17 protein-coding genes are annotated in these 20,443 nt (G+C 70.5%); 2 read left to right on the plus strand and 15 right to left on the minus strand.

Going from position 1 to position 20,443, the window contains the following annotated elements; all coding sequences use genetic code 11:
* Window positions 1-12 precede the first annotated feature (12 nt).
* The 13 genes from murG to Q0937_RS03595 form a co-directional block, all read right to left on the minus strand.
* Window positions 13-1,101: an undecaprenyldiphospho-muramoylpentapeptide beta-N-acetylglucosaminyltransferase gene (murG, locus tag Q0937_RS03535; RefSeq protein ID WP_299299827.1), complete on the minus strand. Its 1,089-nt coding sequence runs from the start codon at window positions 1,099-1,101 to the stop codon at window positions 13-15.
* Window positions 1,101-2,663, minus strand: a complete 1,563-nt coding sequence (ftsW, locus tag Q0937_RS03540) for a putative lipid II flippase FtsW (protein ID WP_299299829.1) — start codon at window positions 2,661-2,663, stop codon at window positions 1,101-1,103. The genes murG and ftsW overlap by 1 nt, the downstream gene beginning before the upstream one ends.
* A complete protein-coding gene (gene murD / locus Q0937_RS03545; protein ID WP_299299831.1) occupies window positions 2,660-4,180 on the minus strand; it encodes a UDP-N-acetylmuramoyl-L-alanine--D-glutamate ligase in 1,521 nt (506 codons plus the stop codon). Before murD ends, ftsW begins: the two co-directional genes overlap by 4 nt.
* Entirely contained in the window at window positions 4,177-5,277 is a 1,101-nt protein-coding gene (mraY, locus tag Q0937_RS03550) for a phospho-N-acetylmuramoyl-pentapeptide-transferase (RefSeq protein ID WP_299299833.1), read from the minus strand. Before mraY ends, murD begins: the two co-directional genes overlap by 4 nt.
* Window positions 5,274-6,752: a UDP-N-acetylmuramoyl-tripeptide--D-alanyl-D-alanine ligase gene (gene murF, locus Q0937_RS03555; protein ID WP_299299835.1), complete on the minus strand. Its 1,479-nt coding sequence runs from the start codon at window positions 6,750-6,752 to the stop codon at window positions 5,274-5,276. Before murF ends, mraY begins: the two co-directional genes overlap by 4 nt.
* A gap of 2 nt (window positions 6,753-6,754) precedes the next feature.
* Complete coding sequence (locus Q0937_RS03560) at window positions 6,755-8,341, minus strand: UDP-N-acetylmuramoyl-L-alanyl-D-glutamate--2,6-diaminopimelate ligase (protein WP_299299837.1); 1,587 nt, start codon at window positions 8,339-8,341, stop codon at window positions 6,755-6,757.
* Window positions 8,338-10,167: a penicillin-binding protein 2 gene (locus Q0937_RS03565; RefSeq protein WP_299299839.1), complete on the minus strand. Its 1,830-nt coding sequence runs from the start codon at window positions 10,165-10,167 to the stop codon at window positions 8,338-8,340. Before Q0937_RS03565 ends, Q0937_RS03560 begins: the two co-directional genes overlap by 4 nt.
* A gap of 2 nt (window positions 10,168-10,169) precedes the next feature.
* Window positions 10,170-10,688: a hypothetical protein gene (locus tag Q0937_RS03570; protein WP_299299841.1), complete on the minus strand. Its 519-nt coding sequence runs from the start codon at window positions 10,686-10,688 to the stop codon at window positions 10,170-10,172.
* A gap of 1 nt (window position 10,689) precedes the next feature.
* Window positions 10,690-11,685 carry a 16S rRNA (cytosine(1402)-N(4))-methyltransferase RsmH gene (gene rsmH, locus Q0937_RS03575; protein WP_299299842.1) on the minus strand — a complete coding sequence of 332 codons (996 nt, stop codon included), beginning with the start codon at window positions 11,683-11,685 and terminating at the stop codon, window positions 10,690-10,692.
* Window positions 11,686-11,901: 216 nt separating this feature from the next.
* Window positions 11,902-12,333, minus strand: a complete 432-nt coding sequence (gene mraZ / locus Q0937_RS03580) for a division/cell wall cluster transcriptional repressor MraZ (RefSeq protein ID WP_299299844.1) — start codon at window positions 12,331-12,333, stop codon at window positions 11,902-11,904.
* Window positions 12,334-12,906: 573 nt separating this feature from the next.
* Window positions 12,907-13,305, minus strand: coding sequence for a DUF3040 domain-containing protein (locus tag Q0937_RS03585; RefSeq protein WP_299299846.1), 399 nt, complete (start codon window positions 13,303-13,305; stop codon window positions 12,907-12,909).
* A gap of 134 nt (window positions 13,306-13,439) precedes the next feature.
* A complete protein-coding gene (gene dinB / locus Q0937_RS03590) occupies window positions 13,440-14,732 on the minus strand; it encodes a DNA polymerase IV (protein ID WP_299299848.1) in 1,293 nt (430 codons plus the stop codon).
* Window positions 14,733-14,786: 54 nt separating this feature from the next.
* Complete coding sequence (locus tag Q0937_RS03595; RefSeq protein WP_299299850.1) at window positions 14,787-15,272, minus strand: SAV_6107 family HEPN domain-containing protein; 486 nt, start codon at window positions 15,270-15,272, stop codon at window positions 14,787-14,789.
* A gap of 154 nt (window positions 15,273-15,426) precedes the next feature.
* Here Q0937_RS03595 and Q0937_RS03600 point away from each other — a divergent pair, with 154 nt between their 5' ends.
* Complete coding sequence (locus Q0937_RS03600) at window positions 15,427-16,284, plus strand: spermidine synthase (protein ID WP_299299851.1); 858 nt, start codon at window positions 15,427-15,429, stop codon at window positions 16,282-16,284.
* A gap of 115 nt (window positions 16,285-16,399) precedes the next feature.
* On the opposite strand, the gene Q0937_RS03605 is transcribed toward Q0937_RS03600, so the two are convergent.
* Window positions 16,400-16,603, minus strand: coding sequence for a cold-shock protein (locus tag Q0937_RS03605; protein ID WP_193104230.1), 204 nt, complete (start codon window positions 16,601-16,603; stop codon window positions 16,400-16,402).
* A 275-nt stretch (window positions 16,604-16,878) separates the two neighbouring features.
* Window positions 16,879-17,853: a proteasome assembly chaperone family protein gene (locus Q0937_RS03610; protein WP_299299856.1), complete on the minus strand. Its 975-nt coding sequence runs from the start codon at window positions 17,851-17,853 to the stop codon at window positions 16,879-16,881.
* Window positions 17,854-18,006: 153 nt separating this feature from the next.
* Here Q0937_RS03610 and Q0937_RS03615 point away from each other — a divergent pair, with 153 nt between their 5' ends.
* Window positions 18,007-20,250, plus strand: coding sequence for an ATP-binding domain-containing protein (locus tag Q0937_RS03615; protein ID WP_299299858.1), 2,244 nt, complete (start codon window positions 18,007-18,009; stop codon window positions 20,248-20,250).
* The last annotated feature ends 193 nt before the right edge of the window (window positions 20,251-20,443 follow it).

Below are 20,443 nucleotides of genomic sequence, written 5' to 3' on the forward strand. Positions count from 1 at the left end.
GGGCAGCCTGGGTCAGGCTCGGCGTGCGACCCCGGTCACCACGTCGGCCATCACCTCGGCGGCGTCGGTGATGCCGAAGGCGCGGGAGGCCTCCGCCATCGTCGCCAACCGGTCCTGGTCACGCAGCAGCGGCAGCACCTGGTGGCGGAGGTGGGCCGCATCGAGCTCCCCGTCGGGGACCATCAGGGCGCCGCCCGCGGCGACCACCTGCTCGCCGTTGAGCGCCTGCTCGCCGTTGCCGATGGGCAGCGGCACCAGCACGGCGGGCAGGCCGACGGCGGTGAGCTCGCAGACCGTCCCGGCCCCGGAGCGGGTCAGGGCGAGATCCGCGGCGGCGTAGGCATCCTCCATCGCACCGACGTACTCGACCACCTGGTAGCCCTCCAGCTCGGGCAGGCCCTCGGCCTTGCCGCGACCGGTGACATGGAGGATCTGCGCACCCTCCTCCACGAAGGCGGCGGCGGCCTCCGCGACCGCTGTGTTCAGGCGCAGGGCCCCGAGAGAGCCCCCCGTGGCCAGCAGCACGGGACAGGCGGGGTCGAGGCCGAATCCGCGCACGGCCTGTTCGCGGTGCGCCGCACGGTCGAGATGCGCGATGCCCTCCCGCATCGGCATCCCGATGCGGCGGGCGCCCGGCAGGCTCGAGCCCTCGAAGGCGGTGAGCACGGCGGCGGCGCGGCGGGCACCGAGCCGATTGGCCAGGCCCGGTCGACGGTTCGCCTCATGGACCACCAGCGGGCGACGCAGCGAGGCGGAGGCGAGGTAGGCGGGCGGGCAGACGTAGCCGCCGAACCCCGCCACCACGTCGATCTCCCGGTCCCGCAGCAGGGTGCGGACACTGCGCAGGGTCGCGCCGAAACGGCCCGGGAAGCGCAGCGCGTCCCCGTTCGGACGGCGCGGGAAGGGCACCTTGTCGATGGTGACCAGCTCGTAGCCGGCCGCGGGCACCAGATCGGCCTCGAGCCCCTCCTGGGTGCCGAGCACGATCACCTCGGCCTCAGGGCAGCGGCGGGTGATCTGGGCGGCGGTGGCCAGCAGCGGGGACACGTGCCCGGCGCTGCCGCCCCCGGCCAGCAGGATGCGGGGCGTGGTGGTGGGCATCAGGACTTCCGGGAGGACGGGGCGGAGCCGCGGCCCGAGCGCCGCGAGCGGGGGGTGGTCGAGCGCTTCGTCGAGGACGAGCGCGTCGTGGGGGTCGAGCGCATCGTGGGGGTCGAGCGCTTCGTCGTGGGGGCCTCGCGCGGCGGGGTGCTCGAGCGCGGGGCGGGCTTCGCAGCCGTCGCGCCCTTCGCCTGCGCGGCGCGCTTGGCCGCCTTCCTCGCCCCCCGAGCGGTGCTCCGGGCCGAGGCGGGAGCGCCTGCCGCGGCGCCCTCACGCGGCGCGGGCAGCACGCTGATCGAACGGCGCACCGAGCTGAGTCGGGCCCCGATCGCCTCTGCGGCGCCGGGCTCTCGCCGGGCGAAGGAGAGCAGCACGCCCAGTGCGGTCATGGAGGCGAGCAGCGCGGAGCCGCCCGAGGAGATGAACGGCAGCGGGACGCCGATCACGGGCAGCAGCCCGGTGACGACCATCATGTTCACGAACGCCTGGCCGAGCAGCCAGGCGCTGATGCCGGCCACGGTGATCTGCATGAAGTGGTCATCCAGGCGGGTGATCATGCGGAACATCAGCAGGGCGAGGACGGTGAACAGCAGCAGCACGCCGAGCGTGCCGATCAGCCCGAGCTCCTCGCCGATGATCGCGAAGATGTAGTCGTCCTCGGCGGCCGGGAGCCGTCCCCACTTCTGGCGCGACTGCCCGAGGCCCACGCCCCACCATCCGCCCTCGGCAAGTCCCATCAGGCCCTGCTCCGACTGGAGGCAGGAGTCCCCCGGGCAGGTGCCGTGGAGCCAGTTGTTGATGCGTGCCATGCGGTTTCCGCTGGTGATGGTGAGCGCGACGACTCCGATCACTCCCACCACGCCGGCGGCCATGAACCAGCGGCGCGGCACCCCGGCGACCCAGACGGCGCCGGCGACCAGCATCGCCATCACCAGCGTGGTGCCGAGGTCGTGTCCGAGCACGACGAGCCCGAGCGCTGCGGCGGCTCCAGGGACGAGCGGGATCGCGAGGTGTAAGGGTTTGTGCAGGAGAGGCCGCTTCATCGCCAGGACGGCACCGAGCCAGACGGCGAGGGCGAGCTTGAGGAACTCCGAGGGCTGGAGGCGCTGGGAGCCGATCTGGATCCAGTTGCGGTTGCCGTACACCTCGACGCCGAGGCCGGGGACGTGCACCAGGCACTGCAGCAGGAGGCCGATCCCGAACAGGATCCAGGCAGCCTTCCGGTAGAAGCCCGGTGGCATCAGCGCCGCGATGACCAGCGCCACCAGGCCCATCCCGGCGAAGGTGCCCTGACGCAGCAGCCCGGCGAAGCCGGAGTCGCCGCGGGAGATGTTCCCGACCGAGCTGGAGGACAGCACCATCACCAGGCCCACGCTGATCAGCAGCGCGCCGACCACGATGAGTCCGTAGAAGTCCAAGGCCGGTGACTTCAGCCAGGTGCCGACCCCGTCGCGGACGCGGCCGCTGATGTTCCCCAGCGGATGCTCCTCGTCGGGCCGCACCACACCGGCGGAGCGGCGGGCGTCCCCGCGGGGTTCCCGTCGAGTCTCCTCCATGGTCATGCGCGCTCTCCTGGCAGTCGGGTCACAGCCGCCGCGAACAGATCCCCCCGCTCCGCGTAGTCACGGAACTGATCAATGGAGGCGGCGGCAGGGGCCAGCAGCACCACATCCCCCGCCGAGGCGAGGGCGCGGGCGGCCTGCACCGCGTCGTCCATCATCCGGGTGCGCCCGGCGACATCGTCAGTGTCGCCCGGATCGATGCGTCGGACGGGGACCTCGGGTGCGTGTCGCGACAGGGCCGCGGTGAAGGGGGCGTCGTCGACGCCCAGCAGCACCACGCCGACCAGGCGGTCGTGCGCGCCCGCGATGAGCGCGTCGAGATCGGCGCCCTTGGTGTCGCCGCCGGCGAGCCAGACCACGCGCTCGGCGGAGCGCAGCGAGGCGGCGGCCGCGGCAGGGTTGGTCGCCTTGGTGTCGTCGACGAAGCTGATGCCGTCGATGGTGGCGAGGTGCTGAGCGCGGTGGCTGCCCATGCGATAGGCGCGCAGACCGTCCCGCACCGCGTGGGGATCGACCCCGTGGGCGCGGGCGAGTGCCGCGGCGGCGAGGGCGTCGAGCACGAGATGGGGTCCAGCGCCCTGCGGGCCCAGGTGCGCGAGATCGGCGAGAGTGGCGAGCTCGGCGGCGGCGTGGCGCCGCTCGGCGAGGAAGGCCCGGTCCACGAGCACACCGTCGATCACGCCCAGCTCGGAGATCCCGGGGGGCCCGAGCGTGAGGCCGACGGCACGCGCCCCGTCGACCACGTCCGCCTCCTCGACCAGGTGGAGGGTGGTCGGATCGGCGACGTTGTACACGCACGCGGCGCGCACGCCCTCGAAGATCCGTCCCTTGGCCGCGGCATAGGAGTCGGCGCCGCCGTGCCAGTCGAGGTGATCGGCGCTGATGTTCAGCACCACCGCGGCCTCGCAGTCCAGATGCTCGGTCCAGTGCAGCTGGAAGCTGGAGAGCTCGAGGGCGAGAACGTCGAACCCCTCGGGGTCCAGAGCGGCCTCGATCACCGGCAGTCCCACGTTGCCGCAGGCGACGGCGCGCAGCCCGGCATGCTGGAGGATCGATTCGAGCATGGTGACGGTGGTGGTCTTGCCGTTGGTGCCGGTGATGCCGAGCCAGGCGGGGCCGTCCGCGGCCTGCATGCGGCGGGCCAGCTCGATCTCGCTCCACACCGGGATCCCGGCGGCCTGCGCCGCGGCCAGCAGCGGCTGATCCGGGCGCCAGCCCGGGGAGGTGACGACCAGGTCGATCTCGGTGTCCTGGGGCAGCTCGAGCGTGTGCTCCCGGCCCAGGCGGAACTGGACCCCGAGCACCTCGAGGATCTGCGCCCGCTCGCGCAGCTGCGGGGAGTCGGTGCCATCGACCACGAGCACGTGGGCACCGCGCTGCATGGTCTGGTCCGCGATCGCGTAGCCGGAGACTCCGAAGCCGGTCACCAGGATCCGCAGTCCGCTGACGTCCAGGCCCGGCCAGGAGCGCTCCAGCACGGGGATGCCGCTGGTGGTACCGCTCGTGCCGGTGGTCATGAGGTGAGCCTGGGCAGGGCGTCGAGATAGAAGATGCCCAGCCCGATGCCGGCGAGGATCCCGGCCACGATCCAGAAGCGCACCACGATGGTGACCTCGTTCCAGCCCTTGAGCTCGAAGTGATGCTGCAGCGGCGCCATCCGGAACACCCGTTTGCCGGTGAGCTTGAAGCTGGTGACCTGGATGATGACCGACAGCGAGATGATCACGAACAGGCCGCCGATGATCGCGCCGAGGATCTCGGTGCGGGAGACGATCGTCAGACCGGCGATCGCGCCGCCGAGGGCGAGGGAGCCGGTGTCGCCCATGAAGATCTTGGCGGGCGAGGTGTTCCACCACAGGAAGCCGACGCAGGCACCGATGATCGCCGCGCACAGCACCGCGGTGTCCAGCGGGTCGCGGGCCTCGTAGCAGTGGACCACTCCCCCGGCGTCGAGGTCGATGTTGCACACCTGTCGCCACTGCCAGAAGCTGATGATCAGGTAGGCACCGGTGAAGATGATCGTGGCGCCGCTGGCCAGGCCGTCGAGCCCGTCGGTGAGATTCACGCCGTTGGACCACGCGGCGACCAGGAAGTTCGCCCAGATCGCGAAGAGCAGGAAGCCGACCACGCTGCCCATGAACGCGAGGTCCAGCCAGGGGATGTCGCGCACGAAGGAGATATGGGACGAGGCCGGGGTGGCTCCGTTCTCGTCCGGGAACAGCAGCGCCAGCACGGCGAAGGCGGTCGCGACCACGAACTGCCCGAGGAGCTTGTAGCGCGGCCGCAGGCCGGTGCTGTCCTGCTGGGAGATCTTCAGGTAGTCGTCGAGGAAGCCGACCACCCCGAGGCCCACGGCGAGGAAGAGCACCAGCAGCACCGAGACGCTGGGGGCGGTCCAGAGCACCAGATGGGTGAGGAAGTAGGCGACCAGCACCGCCAGGATGATCGCGACGCCGCCCATGGTGGGGGTGCCGCGCTTGGTGGCATGCGAGGTGGGGCCGTCATCGCGGATGAACTGGCCGTAGCCGCGCCGCTCGAGCACCTTGATGAACAGCGGAGTGCCGAAGATCGAGAGGGCCCCGGCCAGTGCGCCGGAGATGATGATCGCGATCACTGGTCGTCTCCGTTCTTCGTCTGGTCGACCTCGATCTGGTCGCCGCGCCGGGAGAGGCGCTCGACGAGGGGGGCGGCGATCTGCCGCAGTCCCGCATCTCGCGAGGACTTCAGCAGCACGGCGTCGCCCGGCTGCACCGTACGTTCTAGCACAGCGACCGCCTCGTCGACGGTGTCGAGGAACTCGGACTCCCCGCCGAAGCTGCCCTCGAGGCTGGCTCCGTGATGGATCGGTGCCGCACCGGCGCCGATCGAGTACAGCTGCCCGATGTTCAGGCGCACGGCGAGCCGGCCGATCTCGTCGTGCAGCCGCACGCTGTCCGCACCCAGCTCGAGCATCTCGCCGAGCACGGCGATGGTGCGGTGGCTGCGGCCGAGATGGGCGAGGGTCTTCAGCGCCTGCCGCATGGAGTCGGGATTGGCGTTGTAGGCGTCGTCGATGATCAGGACGCCGCCCGCCTCGAGCACCTGCATCCGCTGGCCGGTGGCGAGGGTGGCGCCCTCGAGCGACTCGGCGGCCGCAGCAGGGGCGACCCCGGCGGCCAGTGCGGCGGTGAGCGCAGCGAGGACGTTCGCGCCCTGGTGCTCGCCGATCAGATCCGGGTGCACGGCGTAACGGCCCGCGGCGATGGGCTCCTCGCGCAGCGTCGTCATCCCCTCGGGGACCACCAGGTCGAAGCGCACCCGAGCTCGCTCATCCAGGGTGAGATCTGCACCGCGGACGTCGCCGGTGGTGAACCCCCAGCTGACCACGGGTGCGGCAGAACGCTCGGCCATCGCGGCGACCAGTCGGTCCTCGGCGTTGAGGATCGCGCGGCCGCTCGGGGCGAGTGCCTCGATCAGCTCGCCCTTGGCCTGGGCGATCGCGTCGACGCTGCCGAACTCGCCGATGTGGGCGGAGCCGACGTTGAGGACCAGTGCGATGTCGGGGCGGGCGATCGCGGTGAGCTCGGAGATGTGGCCGATCCCGCGGGCACCCATCTCGAGCACCAGGTAGCGGGTCTCGGAGGTCAGACGGAGCACGGTCAGCGGCAGACCGAGCTCGTTGTTGAAGCTGCCGGCGGGTGCCACGGTGGGCCCGTGCGTGGAGAGGATCGTGCCCAGCAGGTCCTTGGTCCCGGTCTTGCCAGCGCTGCCGGTGACCGCGAGGACCACCAGCTCCGGGTTCTCCTCACGGGCTCGCTCGAGCTGAGCGTGGGCGAGGGCGGTGAGCGCGGACTGCACATCCTGGACCTGCACTGCGGGCAGGCCGCGGTCCTCCGTGACGAGCGCGAGCGCAGCGCCGGCAGCTCGGGCGGTCTCGAGATAGTCGTGGCCGTCCACGTGCTCGCCGCGGAAGGCGGCGAAGAGATCGCCGGGCGTGACGTCCCGGGAGTCGATCTGTGCGGTGCCGGTGACCAGCTCCTCACCCGTGGCTCCTCCCACGAGGGTGCCGTCTGTCAGTGCGGCGAGTTCCCGTGCCGTGATCTGGAGCATGTTCAGCGTCCTTCATCCATGTGGTCGGCGTCGGCGCCTCCGCGCGTCGTCGGTGCACCTCGCAGTGCATCCCGCAGTCGGAGGCGATCATCGAACGGCTGGACGATACCGCCGATCTGCTGCCCGGTCTCGGCTCCCTTGCCCGCGACGAGGATGGTGTCGGACACGTCGGCCAGCGACGCCGCCAGGGCGATCGCCTCTCCTCGTCCGTCCACCTCGTGGACCTGCGCGTTCGTACCGTCAGGGATGCCCTGGAGCACCTCGCTGCGGATCGCTGCCGGGTCCTCGGTGCGGGGGTTGTCATCCGTGACGATCACCACGTCCGCGAGGCGCGCGGCGATCTCGCCCATCTGCGGGCGCTTGGTCCGATCTCGGTCGCCGCCGGCCCCCATCACGACCAGCAGCCGCCTGGTGCCCGGAACCGCGCGCAGCGTCTCGAGCGCCTGCTGCAGGGCATCAGGGGTGTGAGAGTAGTCCACGACTCCGCGGACGGGACCCTCGCCGCTCACGGACTCCATGCGGCCGGGAACCGTCCCGGCCTCACCGAGTGCCTGCGCGACATCGGGACCGGTGTGCCCCAGCGCCGCCAGCAGCAGCTCGGCCGCGAGGGTGTTGGCGACGTAATGGCGCCCCGGCAGCGCGGCATGCAGCTCCCGGGCGCCCTCGGGCCCGTCGACGACGAACGTGGAGCCGTAGCCGTCGGCGCGGATGTCCCGCGCGCGGTGGTCCGCGTCGGTGTCCGGCCGGGTCGAATAGGTGATCACCGGGATCTCGGACTCGCGGGCGAGGCGCTGACCCCAGGCATCGTCGACGCAGATGATCCCGCGGCGTGCATGGGCCGGGGTGAACAGGATGCGCTTGGCCTCGTAGTAGCGCTCCATGGTGCCGTGGAAGTCGAGATGGTCCTGCGTGAGATTCGTGAAGCAGGCGACGTCGTAGACCACCTCGTCGGCGCGGTGCAGCACCAGGGCGTGGCTGGAGACCTCCATCGAGACCACCGCGACCTCGTCCTCGACCATTCGGGCCAGCAGCCCGTGCAGCTCCGGCGACTCGGGGGTGGTGCGCTCGGTCGCGATCTCATGATCCGTGCGGTGCGCATCGCGATAGCTGGTGCCGCTGGTGCCGATCGCACCGGCGGGCACCTCGAGCGCGTGCAGGGTACGAGTGATCGCCGTGGTGATCGAGGTCTTCCCGTTGGTCCCGGTCACGCCCACGGTCGCGAGCTTCGACGCGGGCCGGCCATGGACCAGGGCGGCAGCGGTGGCAGTGGCCGCGCGGGGATCCTCGACCACCAGGGCAGGCAGCCCTGCGGCCTCGCAGCGGTCCTGCCCGGCAGTGTCGGTGAGCGCCATCGCAGCACCCTGTCGCGCGGCCTGGGCGGCGAACTCGGCGCCGTGGGCGTTGGCACCGGGCAGCGCGCACCAGAGGTCCCCGGCCTCCACCGCGCGCGAGTCGAGCGTGACCCCGCGCAGGATCTGATCATGGTCGGGCGCCGGGGCGTGGAGGGCACGGGCCAGCTCCGACGCGCTCGCGCCCTGGGAGTGGCGCGGACGGGCGGGTTCGGGGACGGGCTCTGCCGGGGGGATCACTGCTCTCCCCACTCGTTCTCGAGCTCCCGGCCGGCGACGCCGGTCGGGGCGATGCCCTGGTTCTGCAGGGTGAAGGTGGTCAGCTCCGAGAAGGCGGGAGCTGCGGCCCGGTTGCCAGAGATGAAGGTGTCCAGGCCGAAGATGAACACGCCGATCACGATCTCCGGGTCATCTGCGGGCGCGAAGCCGATGAAGGAGGCGGTGTAGGTGCCGTCGCCGACCTGGGCGGTGCCGGTCTTGCCCGCGACGGCGTAGCCGGGCACTGCGGCGCTCGAGGTCTCGTCGTCGACCGAGTTGTCCATCAGCTGCTGCATGGTGTCGGCGGTCTCGCTGGAGACCACCCGGGTGCTCTCCGGCTCACCGAGCGGGCGCACGGAGCCGTCGGCCTGCTTGGTCCCGGCGATCAGCGAGGGCTGGACGCGCACCCCGTCGTTGGCGAAGGTGCCCACCGCGGACACCATCTGCAGGGCATTGACGCTGTACCCCTGGCCGAAGGCGGTGGTGTAGCGGGTGCGGCCGGTCCATTCCGACGCCGGGTGGACGAGGCCGGCGGACTCGCCGGGCAGCTCCACCCCGGTCCGCTCCCCCAGCCCGAAGGCCCGGAGGTAGTCATGACGGGCCTCGGGGGTGAGGGTCTCGGAGATCTGCACGGTGCCGACGTTGGAGCTGTTCTTCAGCACACCGGCGAGGGTCAGCTGCTGATCCGGGTGGTGATGGGAATCCTTGACCCGGTGACCGTCGAACCACTGCTCGTAGGGGATCTCGTACTGCGTCTCGGGAGTGACGGTCCCCTCTTCGATGGCGGCAGCGAGCGTGAACAGCTTGCCGGTCGAGCCCGGTTCGAAGACGTTGGAGATGGAGCGATTGCCGAGGAAGTCGCTCTCACGCGGCGAGTTCGGGTCATAGCTGGGATATTCGGCCAGCGAGAGCACCTCACCGGTCTTCGCGTTGTAGACCACGGCGCTGCCGCCGGTCGCGCCGAACTGCTCGACGGCTCCTGCCACGATCTGCTGCGCCTTCCACTGCAGGTCCCGGTCGATCGTGAGCACCACGTCGCTGCCGTCGACAGCAGGAGTGGTCTCCTGCTTCCCGGTGGGGATGATCTGTCCCTGGGCGCCCCGTTCGTAGGTGGTCTTGCCGTCGGTGCCGCGCAGCTCCTCATCGAAGGAGAGCTCGGTGCCGCCCAGAGCGGCGCCGTCCGCGCCGACCCAGCCCAGGACGTTGCCGCCGACGGAGCCGGCCGGGTAGATCCGATCGGCCACCGGGTCGGAGCCGATTCCGGGGATGCGCAGGGACATGGCCGCATCCCGCACCTCGGGCTCGACGTTCTTCTGCAGGTAGGAGAAGCCGGCGTCGCCCGTGAGCGCCTCCTCGGTGTCCGAGACGGTCCAGCCGAGCACCGGGGCGAGCGCGGCGGCTGCGGCGTCGACTCCGGTCACCTCGGCGGTCTTCGACGTGGCGAGGTACTCGTCGACCTGCATCTGGTTGACCCACAGGTCGTAGCGCTGGACCGAGCTGGCCAGGACGGTCCCGTTGCGATCGGTGATCTCACCGCGCATCGCCGGGATGGTCCGGGTGACGGTGCGCTGGGCGACCGCCTTCTCGGCGCGGGCGCTCGCATCGAGGCCCTGCACCCACACCAGTCGTCCGGACAGCGCGAGCACCGCGACCATGATCAGGCACACCAGCAGGCGATGCCGGGTGGAGGGCTCCCCCAGCCGGGCCTGCGGGAGCCGAGCCCGCACGGTGCCACCGGATCGGGGACGACGGGACTCCGCCGCGGGGCGGGGAGCGCTCTTCCGGCCGTTCCTGCGCGGTGACGTCATCCTCAGGCCCCTTCGTTGCCCATGCCGTGATAGGCGGCGGGCTGGTCGTAGATCTGAGCCGGCGGCACGGCGGCCTTGGCAGGCACCACCGCGAGCTCAGGGTTGGCCTCAGTCTGCGCTGTCGGAGACGTCTCGCCGATGATCTGGCCCGTGTCGAGGTCGATATATGCCGGATCCGACACCGGGACCATGCCGATCTCGCGCGCCTGACGCTCGAGCTCCTGGGGCGTGCCCAGGCGCTCATTGGTCTCGGCGAGCGCCTGGCTCTCCTCGCTCAGCCGCTGGGACTGGCCCTGCAGGCGGTTGATCTCGTAGCTCGCGTCCGACATCTGGATGTTGAGGTAGAGCAGCGCTGCGAGGGTCGCAGCGACGATGAGCGTGCACAGCATCGTGAACGGCATCGAGCTGCCCGCGGCCTTCGGTGCCGCGACGACCGTGAGACGGGGTCGCGGGGCGGAGGTCTGCTTCGCTCCGCGGACCGGACGGATCGCGGGCGCATGAACGGCCGTGGTGCTTGCCATCTCAGTGTGCTCTCTCAGCGGGTCGGGTACGGGTCAGGGCGCGGAGTCGGACGGAGGCGGCCCGGGAGTTGCCGCCCCTCTCTGTGTCGTCAGCCTGGAGCGCACCGCGCACGAGCGGGGTGAACGATGGCTTGTGCTGCTCGAGCTCCACGGGCAGCCCGGGAGGGGCCGAGGATCGGGTGCGGCGCGCGAAGGCTGTCTTGACCAGACGGTCCTCGCCGGAGTGGTAGGACTCCACGACGATGCGACCGCCCACGTGGAGGCAGTCCAGCGCCGACTCGATCGCGGAGGCGAGGATCTCGAGCTCCTCGTTCACTGCGATGCGCAGCGCCTGGAAGGTGCGCTTGGCGGGATGGCCGCCGCTGGCCTTCGAAGAACCGGGGATCGCACGGTCCAGCAGCTCGACGAGCTCACCGCTGCGGGTCAGCGGAGCGATCTGGCGCTCCTCGACGATGCGACGGGCGATCCGCTTGGCGAAGCGCTCGTCACCGAGGTCGTGGAGGATGCGGGCGATCTCCGCCTCGGGCAGGTCGCGCAGCAGGTCTGCGGCCGTCGGTCCCTCTGACGCCGAGTCCATCCGCATGTCCAGCGGGGCATCGACCGAGTACGAGAAGCCGCGGTCGGTGGTGTCGATCTGGAAGCTCGACAAGCCCAGATCCATCATCACGCCATGCGCTCCGGGGAGGCCCAGATCCTCGAGCACCTCGGGGATCTCGTCATAGGTCGCGTGGACCAGTGTGGCCCGGTCCCCGAGCCCCTCGCGGTCCAGCCGGCGTCGTGCGAGCTCGAGCGCCTCGGGATCACGATCGATGCCGACGAGTCGTGCGTGGGGAGCGGCGTGGAGCACGGCGGTGGCGTGGCCTGCCATGCCGAGCGTGGCGTCGACGTAGACCGAGCCGGGCTCCTGGAGGGCGGGGGTGAGGAGGTCGACCGAGGTGGCCAGCAGGACGGGGACGTGCCGCTCTTCTGCCGGCAGGTCGTGCTGCGTCTCGTCCATGTCACCTCTCCCCTGGGTCGTGTCCGTGCTGTTCGTACTGTTCGTGCTGGTCGGATCCCCGCGGATCCTCCCAGTCCTTCGGTCCGGTCGACCCCGCGTCCTGTTCGCGGTGCCGTCCTGCCAGATTCCTCGTCGTTCCCGACCCGCCACCGGGGAAGTTGCGTCGGGGCGGGAACGACGAGAGGTCTCACAGGACGGAGATCTTTCGGGTCGAGCTCAGAACAGGCCGGGGATCACCTCTTCGGAGGTCTCCGCGAAGCCCTGCTCCTTCTGTTCGAGATAGGCGTCCCAGGCCGGGAGCGACCAGATCTCGAGTCGGTCGAGTGCGCCGATGACGGCGCATTCCCGGTCCAGATCCGCATAGGTGCGGAGGTGGCCCGGAATGGTGATGCGGCCCTGCTTGTCCGGGATGACGTCCTCCGCACCGGACAGCAGCACGCGCAGGTAATCGCGGGTGCGCTGGTCGGTGGTGGGGACCCGACGGGCCTCCTCGAGCTTCTGGCGGAACTCCATGAGCGGGTACACGGCGATGCAGTGCTCCTGTCCACGAGTCATGACCAGCCCCGATGCGAGCTCGTCCCGGAACTTCGCCGGAAAGATCAGGCGTCCTTTCTCGTCCAGCTTGGGCGTGAAGGTGCCGAGGAACATCAGCGCCCTCCTTCACTCACCGAGCCTCACGATCCGGAACCCCTCTCCTTCCAACACGCTCCACTTTACCCCACTACCCCCCACCAGATGCCACACATGCAGGAGATCTCCCCCCTTGAGCCACAAAGACCACAGGTCACAAGCGTGGAGCGTGGTGGGGGGAATTTCCCGTCCGGCGCGTCCCACGACGGTCCTGCGCCGGGTGTCCGCCTGGGCTACGAGCACGCAGAACAGTGAACGAGCAGGTCAGAGAAGCCCGACCGACCGCAGAGCACAGTCGTGGGCGCCTGTGGAGGAGAAGGGAGGGTCGCGGTGGAGCGATGTGGGGAATGGAGCGGAGATCACCGTCCGGCGCAGCCCGGCCGACAGGTTCGAGGACTCCTCAGCCCTGTCGAAGCAGGGCCGCCCGCGGCGATGCCGGGACCATGCCCGCGGCGTCGGCTCGCCGGCGACCAGCTCCGAGGACGACAATGTCCTGGCTCCGGACATGACGATGCCCCGGCTCCTGAGAGCCGGGGCATCGGATGCTGTGGGCACGGCGGAGCCGTGCGACGGTGCGGTGGTGCGGAGAGGTCAGAGGCGGGGGTCGTCCCCCGCACGCTTCTCCCAGCGCTCCTCCATCTTGCGCATGAAGGTGCCATCACCGCCGGAGGTGGTCGGGCCGGTGCCCCCGCCTCCGTCACGCGGCGAGCCATCTCCCTCGGAAGGGCCGCCGGGAGCAGTGACCGCGTAGACCGCGCCGGTCAGCATGCCGATGAAGGCGATCACACCCAACCAGACGGCCGGCAGGCTGACGGCGAGCACCAGCACTCCTAGGCCGACGACGACAGCTCCCAGGCCGATGAGAATCCGACGCCCGCTGCGGCGCGGCGTCGGCTTCGGCGCGAAAGCTCGCGCGAGACGCGGATCGTCAGCGAAAAGCTGACGCTCCATCTCGTCGAGCATCTTCTGCTCGTGTTCAGACAGCGGCATGATCCCGCTCCTTGTCCCGTCCTCTCGCGCCGGTCGGCGCACCGTTCACCGTGTGAGAGGGCATTGCCCTCGTCGGCGGTCACCCCAGTTTAGAGCGTGTTCCTGGGTTATGGGAACTTTCCCTGCCGTAGGTCTCAGAACAGTCCTCCGCCCGGCTCTTCCGGGCCGCGCGGGGCACCCGTCTCCCGCGTTCCGCCCTCGACTCCTGGCGCGGTGCGCTGCGACCCATCCTCCGCGGCGCCGAGGGTCGAGCCGCGGCTGAGGCTGCGGGCGCCGAAGCGCTCCATCGCCTGGTCCATCGCGGCCTCGAGGTCGTGCCATCCCGAAGTCCGCGCTGACAGCTCCGCCTGCATCGGGACCCCGGCAGCCGGCTCGAGATGGGTGGCCCGCACCCCCGCCAGGCGGACCCGCGGCAGGGCGTCGCGTTCACGCTCCCACAGGGAGACCACCTGTTCCCGCAACCGTTCCCCGCTGGCCGTGGGCAGATCGAAGGTCGAGGAGCGCGTGATGGTGGTGCCATCGGGGGCGCGGAGCTTCAGCACCACCGTGCGGGCGACGAATCCTCCGCGTCGCAGTTGCCGAGCGACGTCGTCCGCCATCTGGGTGATGCGCCGGCGCACCTCCCGGACATCGGTGAGGTCCGCGTCCCAGGTGCGCTCCGTGCCCAGCGAGCGGTCCCGCGTGCGATGGCCGAGTCCCGTACGGTCGCTGCCATCGGCCAGAGCAGCCACCTCCCGCGCCCGTGGCCCGAGCGCCCGGGTGAGCGTGGTGGACGGGACATCTCTGAGCTGACCCACCGTGCGCACGCCGATGCGCTCGAGCGTGGCCTGCGCCTTGGGCCCGATCCCCGAGATCACCGACACCGGCAGCGGGGCGAGGAAGGCTGCGGTGCGGTCCGCCGGGACGATGAGCATGCCGTCGGGCTTCGCCCGGGCCGAGGCGATCTTCGCGACCGCGCGGGACACGGAGCCGCCCACCGAGCTGGGCAGTCCGAGCTCGTCCCGGATCTTTCCTCGCAGCAGCTCCGCGATCTGTTCCGGCTCGCCGAAGAGGCGACGCGCTCCGCGCACATCGAGGAACGCCTCGTCGACGCTGATCTGCTCGACATCCGCGACGACGGTGCCGAGCAGCGCCATCACCTGAGCGGAGATCTCGCGGTAGACATCGATCCGGGGAGGGACGATGACGAGGTCCGGAGCAAGGCGCCGCGCGGAAGCCATCGGCATCGCCGAGCGGATTCCACGGGTCCGTGCGGGATAGCTGGCGGCGGCCACCACGCCTCGGGCACCGGCCCCTCCGACCACGACGGGCAGGCCCCTCAGGCTCGGGTCGTCCCGCACCTCGACAGACGCGAAGAAGGCATCCATGTCCAGGTGCAGGATCCCCGGGATCTCCCGACCGGCATTCTCCTCCGTGCGCAGGTTCATCAGCACCTCCCTCGAGCTCGCACTGTACCGGGGGCAGAAGGCCCCGATCGGCCCTCAGCCCGCAGCCGTGAGATCGGTGATGTGCGCAGGGAAGTCCTCGAGCAGCCGCCCGGAGATCTGCGCCAGGTGGGTGGCGGTCTCCTCGAGGTGGCGTTCCAGAAGGTCCGGTGCCGGCTGAGCGGAGGGATCCCGGTCCAGCCGCATCCGCTCCGACACCAGCGGAGCCAGGCTCTCCGCTCGCTCGACCTCCTCCCCACCGAGCCGTGCGAGCGCGGTCCACACATTCAGCGGCAGCGGGCGACGCCGTTCCCGGTTGGCCCGCGCCACCAGCACCCCCGCGCCGCGCAGGGCGGCACGATGGACGAGCTCGAAGGCTTCTCGCGGATCACCCTGCACCGCCGCGCGGGCCTGCTCCAGCAGATCCCGCGCACGTTCGAGATCCGCCTGGTCCTGGTCGAGCCGGGCCAGGCGCAGTCGTAGCGAGGGAGCACTGGCGGCGAGGACTGCGGCTCCTCGGCGGCGGGATCTCGTCGGTGTCATCGGGCTCCTCCTCCTGGTGCACGGCGGACGGTTCCTGCGCCGTCCTGGTACCGAGAACGCTAGAGGTGGGGTGTGACGCATGACGCCGCACCGGTCCCGCTGTGGACCACAGACCCCTGGGGAGGAGCGATCGAGGATCTCTTAGAGTGGGGTGATGTCCCGACGTGACCGCGCACGCCGCGCCGCCTTCGAGCAGCTCGGACCGCTCGATGCCCTGATCCCCATCTCGACCGGGACCGCCCGGCTGACCCTCGAGAACGACGGGTCGGTGCTGCTGGACGTCAACGGGGTCCCCTCCTCCCATCTCCACCCGGACCCGGAGCACCTGGTCTTCGAGTACATGCGGTGGATGTTGCTGGTGATCGACCGTCATCTCGAGGGCCCCGGGAGCGGAGGGCCCGGCCCGGCCGGTGACGGGCCGGCGACCCAGCTCGCGCATCTCGGCGGCGGCGGCTGCTCGCTCCCGCGGGCGATCGCCTCGCGCCATCCGCGCACGCGCCAGATCGTGGTGGAGATCGATGAGCTGCTCGCGCAGCAGGTGCGGATCTGGTTCGACCTCCCCCGCTCCCCGCAGCTGCGGGTGCGCACCGAGGATGCCCTCAGCGCCCTGAGCTCCTGGCGCGAGGATCGTTTCGACGTGCTGGTGCGAGATGTGTTCGCCGGTTCGCTCACGCCGCCGGAGCTCATCACCGTGCAGGCCGCGGAGCACGCGGACCGGGTGCTGCGCGATGGCGGCCTCTATCTGGCCAACTGCGCCGCCCCGCCCGGAACGGGGCTGATGGCGGATGAGGTCGCCACCCTGTCCGCCGTCTTCCCGCATGTCGGCGTCATCGCCGAGCCGGCGCACCTTTCGGGCAAGCGGCGTGGGAACTGTGTGCTGCTCGCGTCCCGGCGACCGCTGCCCGAGGCCATCGACCGGGATCTGCGCTCCGATGCGGTGTCGGTGCGGCTGGCCCGCACGGCGCAGGTCGACGCCCTCGCGCGGGCCGGCCGGGTGCTCGGGGCCGACTGACGGGACCGCGGGCTGACGGGACCACGGGCGGGCCACTGCTCCACCTACGACAGCGGACCGGGCAGGAGCATGAAGCTCCTGCCCGGTCCGTGAGAGTTAGCGGGGACGCCGTCGGTCAGACCGGGCGGACCTGCTCGGCCTGCGGGCCCTTATCTCCCTGAGTGACCTCGAACTCCACACGCTGACCTTCGTCGAGCGCGCGGTAGCCATCCATGTCGATCTTGCTGTGATGAACGAAGACGTCTGCGCCGCCTCCGTCGATCTCGATGAATCCGAAGCCCTTTTCGGCGTTGAACCACTTGACCGAGCCCTGTGCCATACCTGTCACCTTCTGTGTCGTCCTCCACCGATCGCACGACGCGATCGCGGTGCCGCGTGACGCCGTCCCCCGCCGAGGCGGGTGGCGCATTGGTGCATGCCGTACTGCTGTGCCGAAGCACCGTCGTCGGACTGTCCTGCTGGACCTGCATCACTGCAACGCCGCCATTCTGCCACGACCGTGGCCCGGTTCACACGGACTGAGGCAAGACGTGATCACGAAGCCGTAACGAACTCAGCCTGGGGCGGGGGCCCATCGCATGCAGAACCTCGCGCTCAGCTGGAGAAGGGCTCGTCCGGCGAGTTCCCGTCGTGGTCGGCGAGGAAGCGCTCGAAGTGCTCACCGATCTCCTCTGCGGTCGGGAGATCCATCGTGGTCGCGAGCGGCGACTGGTCACTCTCGCTCATCGCGTCGTACTGCTCCTCGAGGGCCCCGACGATCTGACGCACCTCCGCGTTCTGGGCGAGGCTCCCCTGCAGCGCGACGGTGGCTGCGTCGGTGAGGTCGCCGAGATGCACCAGCGGCAGATCGAGCTCCGCCGCCTCGCTGACCCGGCGCAGCAGTGCCAGCGCACCGGCCGGGAAGTCGGTGCGTGTGAGGTAGTGCGGCACCTGTGCCGCATAGCCCATCGCAGGGTGACCCGCCCGTCCCAGCCTGTGCTCCAGCAGAGCGCTGAAGGCGGCCGGGAGGATCAGCTCCCCGGGATCCTCGTCCCCGCTCTCGGGAGCGGTGCCGGGCGCAGGGGTGGGACGCGTGTTCGGCCTGCCCAGCAGCGCGGGGTCGTTCGCATGGGCGAAGAGCCCGATGGGTCGGGTGTGCGGCACCGCCATTGGCACCGCCTGCATGCCCACCACCCGCTCCACCTCGAAGAACTCGACGAGGTCGATCAGCGCCTCGGACAGTCGGCGCCACTGCAGATCCGGCTCCGGGCCGTCGAGGAAGAGGAACGGCCGATCGCGCTCGTCATACATCAGCGACAGCGTCAGCTCAGGGAGCTCGACATCCACATAGGAGGTGCCGTCGAAGGTCGCCCGAGGACGAGCACCTCGGTAGTCCAGCAGCTCGTCGGTATCGAAGGACACCAGGCGCAGGTGGCGCAGCTCATCACGCAGATAGGTCGCCGCGATGCGGCAGGCATTGCCCGCATCCACCATCCCCGGCAGGGCATGGACCAGGGTGAGGCCAGTTCGCGGGACGGCCTCCAGCACTTCGGTGGCTTCGAAGCGGTAGAGATCACGGGGGTCGCGCATCGCGGACTCCTCCCTCGCGGCCGTCTGGATGTCGGTGACCTGATGGCACGCGCACCCAGGCCCGTCCACCATAATGGACCACCGTGCTTCGCCGACCCGGGGTCCGCCCGGTGAGTGCGCGGCATGAGGACGCAAAGGCGGAAAGGCAGAGCTGTGGACGACGCTGAGGGACAGATCGCCCGGGAGATCGCGCGCGAGCAGGCGTACGCCGACCGGCTCTACACCCGACTCGACGAGCTGATGGTCCAGGTCGAGCGGAACCTGGATCAGATCCAGGGATCGCAGAACGCCTCGACCCACCAGAACCGTTCCGAGAGGGACTCGTTCATGGCGCTGTACGAGGACCGCCTCGCGCTGCTGCGCTCGGTCGCCCGCAGCGTCGTCTTCGGACGGCTGGACATGGACGACGCCGCCCGCCACTACATCGGCCGCATCGGACTGTTCACGGCGGAGCGCGAGCAGCTGCTTGTGGACTGGCGCGCCCCGGCCGCGGCTGCCTTCTACCGTGCCACCAGCAATGAGCGGCTCGAGGTGCGGCTGCGTCGTCATCTGATCAACCGCGGTCGCACCGTGATCGGCCTCGAGGACGACGTCCTGGACCAGACCGTCCTCGATGACCCCGATCACGATGTGGTGCTCCAGGGCGAGGGCGCCCTGCTGGCCGCGGTCTCCGGCAAGCGCACCGGACGCATGGGCGACATCGTCGCCACCATCCAGGGCGAGCAGGATCGGATCATCCGCTCCGAGAACCGTGGGGTGATGGTGGTCCAGGGCGGTCCCGGCACCGGCAAGACCGCCGTCGCCCTGCACCGCGCCGCCTATCTGCTGTACACCCACCGTCGACGCCTTGAGCACACCGGCGTGCTGATCATGGCGCCGACGCCCGGGTTCCTGCGCTACATCGAGCGTGTGCTGCCGAGCCTCGGCGAGTCCGGGGTGGTGATGCTCACCCCCGGCGAGCTGTTCCCCGGAGTAGAGACCTTCCTGCATGACACCGACGAGGTCGCGCGCCTCAAGGGCGACATCGCGATGGCCGAGCTGCTCTCCCGTGCGGTCAAGCAGCGACAGGTGGTCCCGCAGGCGGACATCCGGCTGCGGATCGACGGCACCCCCATCACCCTGACCCGGGAGGCGGTCCGCGCTGCCCGCCGCGAGGCGCGAGCCACCCACAAACCGCACAACTCCGCGCGCGCCGTCTTCGTACGCGCGGCGATGGACCGGCTCGTGGACAAGTACGAGAAGTCGTTGCGCAGCCAGGGCCACACGGTGGTCCCCGAGGATCGTGCGGACCTGCTCGCGGATCTCCGCAGCGACCCCGAGATCAAGCGCCAGCTGAACCTGGCCTGGCTGCCCTACTCTCCGCAGGGTTTCCTCCGGATCCTGTTCTCCCGCCCGGAACGCCTGCGGGAGGTCGCCCCCCGCAGCCTCGCAGACCGGGTGGAGCTCCTGGTGCGATCCAAGGATGCGCCCTGGACCGTGGAGGACGTCCCGCTGCTCGACGAGGTCGCGGAGCTCCTCGGAGAGGACTCCGCCCCGGCCGAGGCGCGGGCCCGGGACGATGCCGAGCGTCGCAAGGCCGATGTCGACTACGCCCGCAAGGTCATCGAGAACGTCGACACCTCCGGGATGATCCGGGCCGAGGACCTCGCGGACCAGGTCAGTCAGGCGAGGGACGGGAGGACCCTCGCCGAGCGGGCCTCCTCGGAGCGCAGCTGGACCTACGGCCATGTCGTGGTCGACGAAGCTCAGGAGCACTCTCCCATGAGCTGGCGTGCGCTCATGAGGCGTGCACCCACGAAGTCGTTCACGGTGGTCGGGGACGTCGCGCAGACCTCCTCCGCCGGTGGCACCGACTCCTGGTCGGCCGCACTCTCCCCCTATATCCAGGACCGTCTGCAGATCGAGCACCTCACGGTCAACTACCGCACCCCGAGCCGGATCATGGATCGAGCCGTGGCGATGGCCCGCGCGCACAACCTCCCGGTGACCGAGGTGAGCTCGGTGCGCGAAGGCGATCGTGATCCTCGCATCGAGCGCACCGAGAGCTCTGCGCTGACCGCTTCGACCGCCGATGCGGTCGTCACCGTGCACGCGGAGCGGCTGGGCCGTCTCGCCGTGATCGTCGCCGACGAGCGCATCAGCGCGATCGCCGCCGAGCTGCGCTCCCGCAGCGGGCTGCCGAAGGTGGGCGTGGGATCCGCTGGCGTGGATGACGAGATCGCGGTGATGACCGCGCAGGATGCCAAGGGCCTCGAATTCGACGCTGTCGTGCTGGTGGAGCCTGCCGAGCTGATCGATGCCCACGGGGCCGGGGATCTCTACGTGGCGATGAGCCGATCCACCCAGCATCTCGGCGTGGTCCATGCGCGCGAGCTCCCTGCCGGCATGGCTGGCTGAGAACCCTCGCCCGCCCCCCCGACGACCCTTCGGAGACAGGGATCGGCGGCCGTGGCTTCCCCTCCACGACCGCCGATCAGGTGTGCGCTGCGTGAGCGCACGAGGCATATCTTAAGCGCAGGATCCGGTGCTCAGGCGCCAGGTCCACAAAATCCACCCATCCCGCACGATCTGGCGGCGGAGGCACCCCTGT

Origin of the sequence: uncultured Brachybacterium sp., from assembly GCF_947500705.1 — a bacterium.
In the GTDB taxonomy this organism is placed as follows: Bacteria; Actinomycetota; Actinomycetes; order Actinomycetales; family Dermabacteraceae; genus Brachybacterium.

Excerpts from the sequence above, each read along its gene's own strand:
- murG (WP_299299827.1), bottom strand. The coding sequence starts at position 1,101 with ATGCCCACCACCACGCCCCGCATCCTGCTGGCCGGGGGCGGCAGCGCC.
- ftsW (WP_299299829.1), bottom strand. The coding sequence starts at position 2,663 with ATGACCATGGAGGAGACTCGACGGGAACCCCGCGGGGACGCCCGCCGC.
- murD (WP_299299831.1), bottom strand. The coding sequence starts at position 4,180 with ATGACCACCGGCACGAGCGGTACCACCAGCGGCATCCCCGTGCTGGAG.
- murF (WP_299299835.1), bottom strand. The coding sequence starts at position 6,752 with ATGCTCCAGATCACGGCACGGGAACTCGCCGCACTGACAGACGGCACC.
- Q0937_RS03565 (WP_299299839.1), bottom strand. The coding sequence starts at position 10,167 with ATGACGTCACCGCGCAGGAACGGCCGGAAGAGCGCTCCCCGCCCCGCG.
- Q0937_RS03570 (WP_299299841.1), bottom strand. The coding sequence starts at position 10,688 with ATGGCAAGCACCACGGCCGTTCATGCGCCCGCGATCCGTCCGGTCCGC.
- rsmH (WP_299299842.1), bottom strand. The coding sequence starts at position 11,685 with ATGGACGAGACGCAGCACGACCTGCCGGCAGAAGAGCGGCACGTCCCC.
- mraZ (WP_299299844.1), bottom strand. The coding sequence starts at position 12,333 with ATGTTCCTCGGCACCTTCACGCCCAAGCTGGACGAGAAAGGACGCCTG.
- Q0937_RS03585 (WP_299299846.1), bottom strand. The coding sequence starts at position 13,305 with ATGCCGCTGTCTGAACACGAGCAGAAGATGCTCGACGAGATGGAGCGT.
- dinB (WP_299299848.1), bottom strand. The coding sequence starts at position 14,732 with ATGAACCTGCGCACGGAGGAGAATGCCGGTCGGGAGATCCCGGGGATC.
- Q0937_RS03595 (WP_299299850.1), bottom strand. The coding sequence starts at position 15,272 with ATGACACCGACGAGATCCCGCCGCCGAGGAGCCGCAGTCCTCGCCGCC.
- Q0937_RS03600 (WP_299299851.1), top strand. The coding sequence starts at position 15,427 with ATGTCCCGACGTGACCGCGCACGCCGCGCCGCCTTCGAGCAGCTCGGA.
- Q0937_RS03605 (WP_193104230.1), bottom strand. The coding sequence starts at position 16,603 with ATGGCACAGGGCTCGGTCAAGTGGTTCAACGCCGAAAAGGGCTTCGGA.
- Q0937_RS03610 (WP_299299856.1), bottom strand. The coding sequence starts at position 17,853 with ATGCGCGACCCCCGTGATCTCTACCGCTTCGAAGCCACCGAAGTGCTG.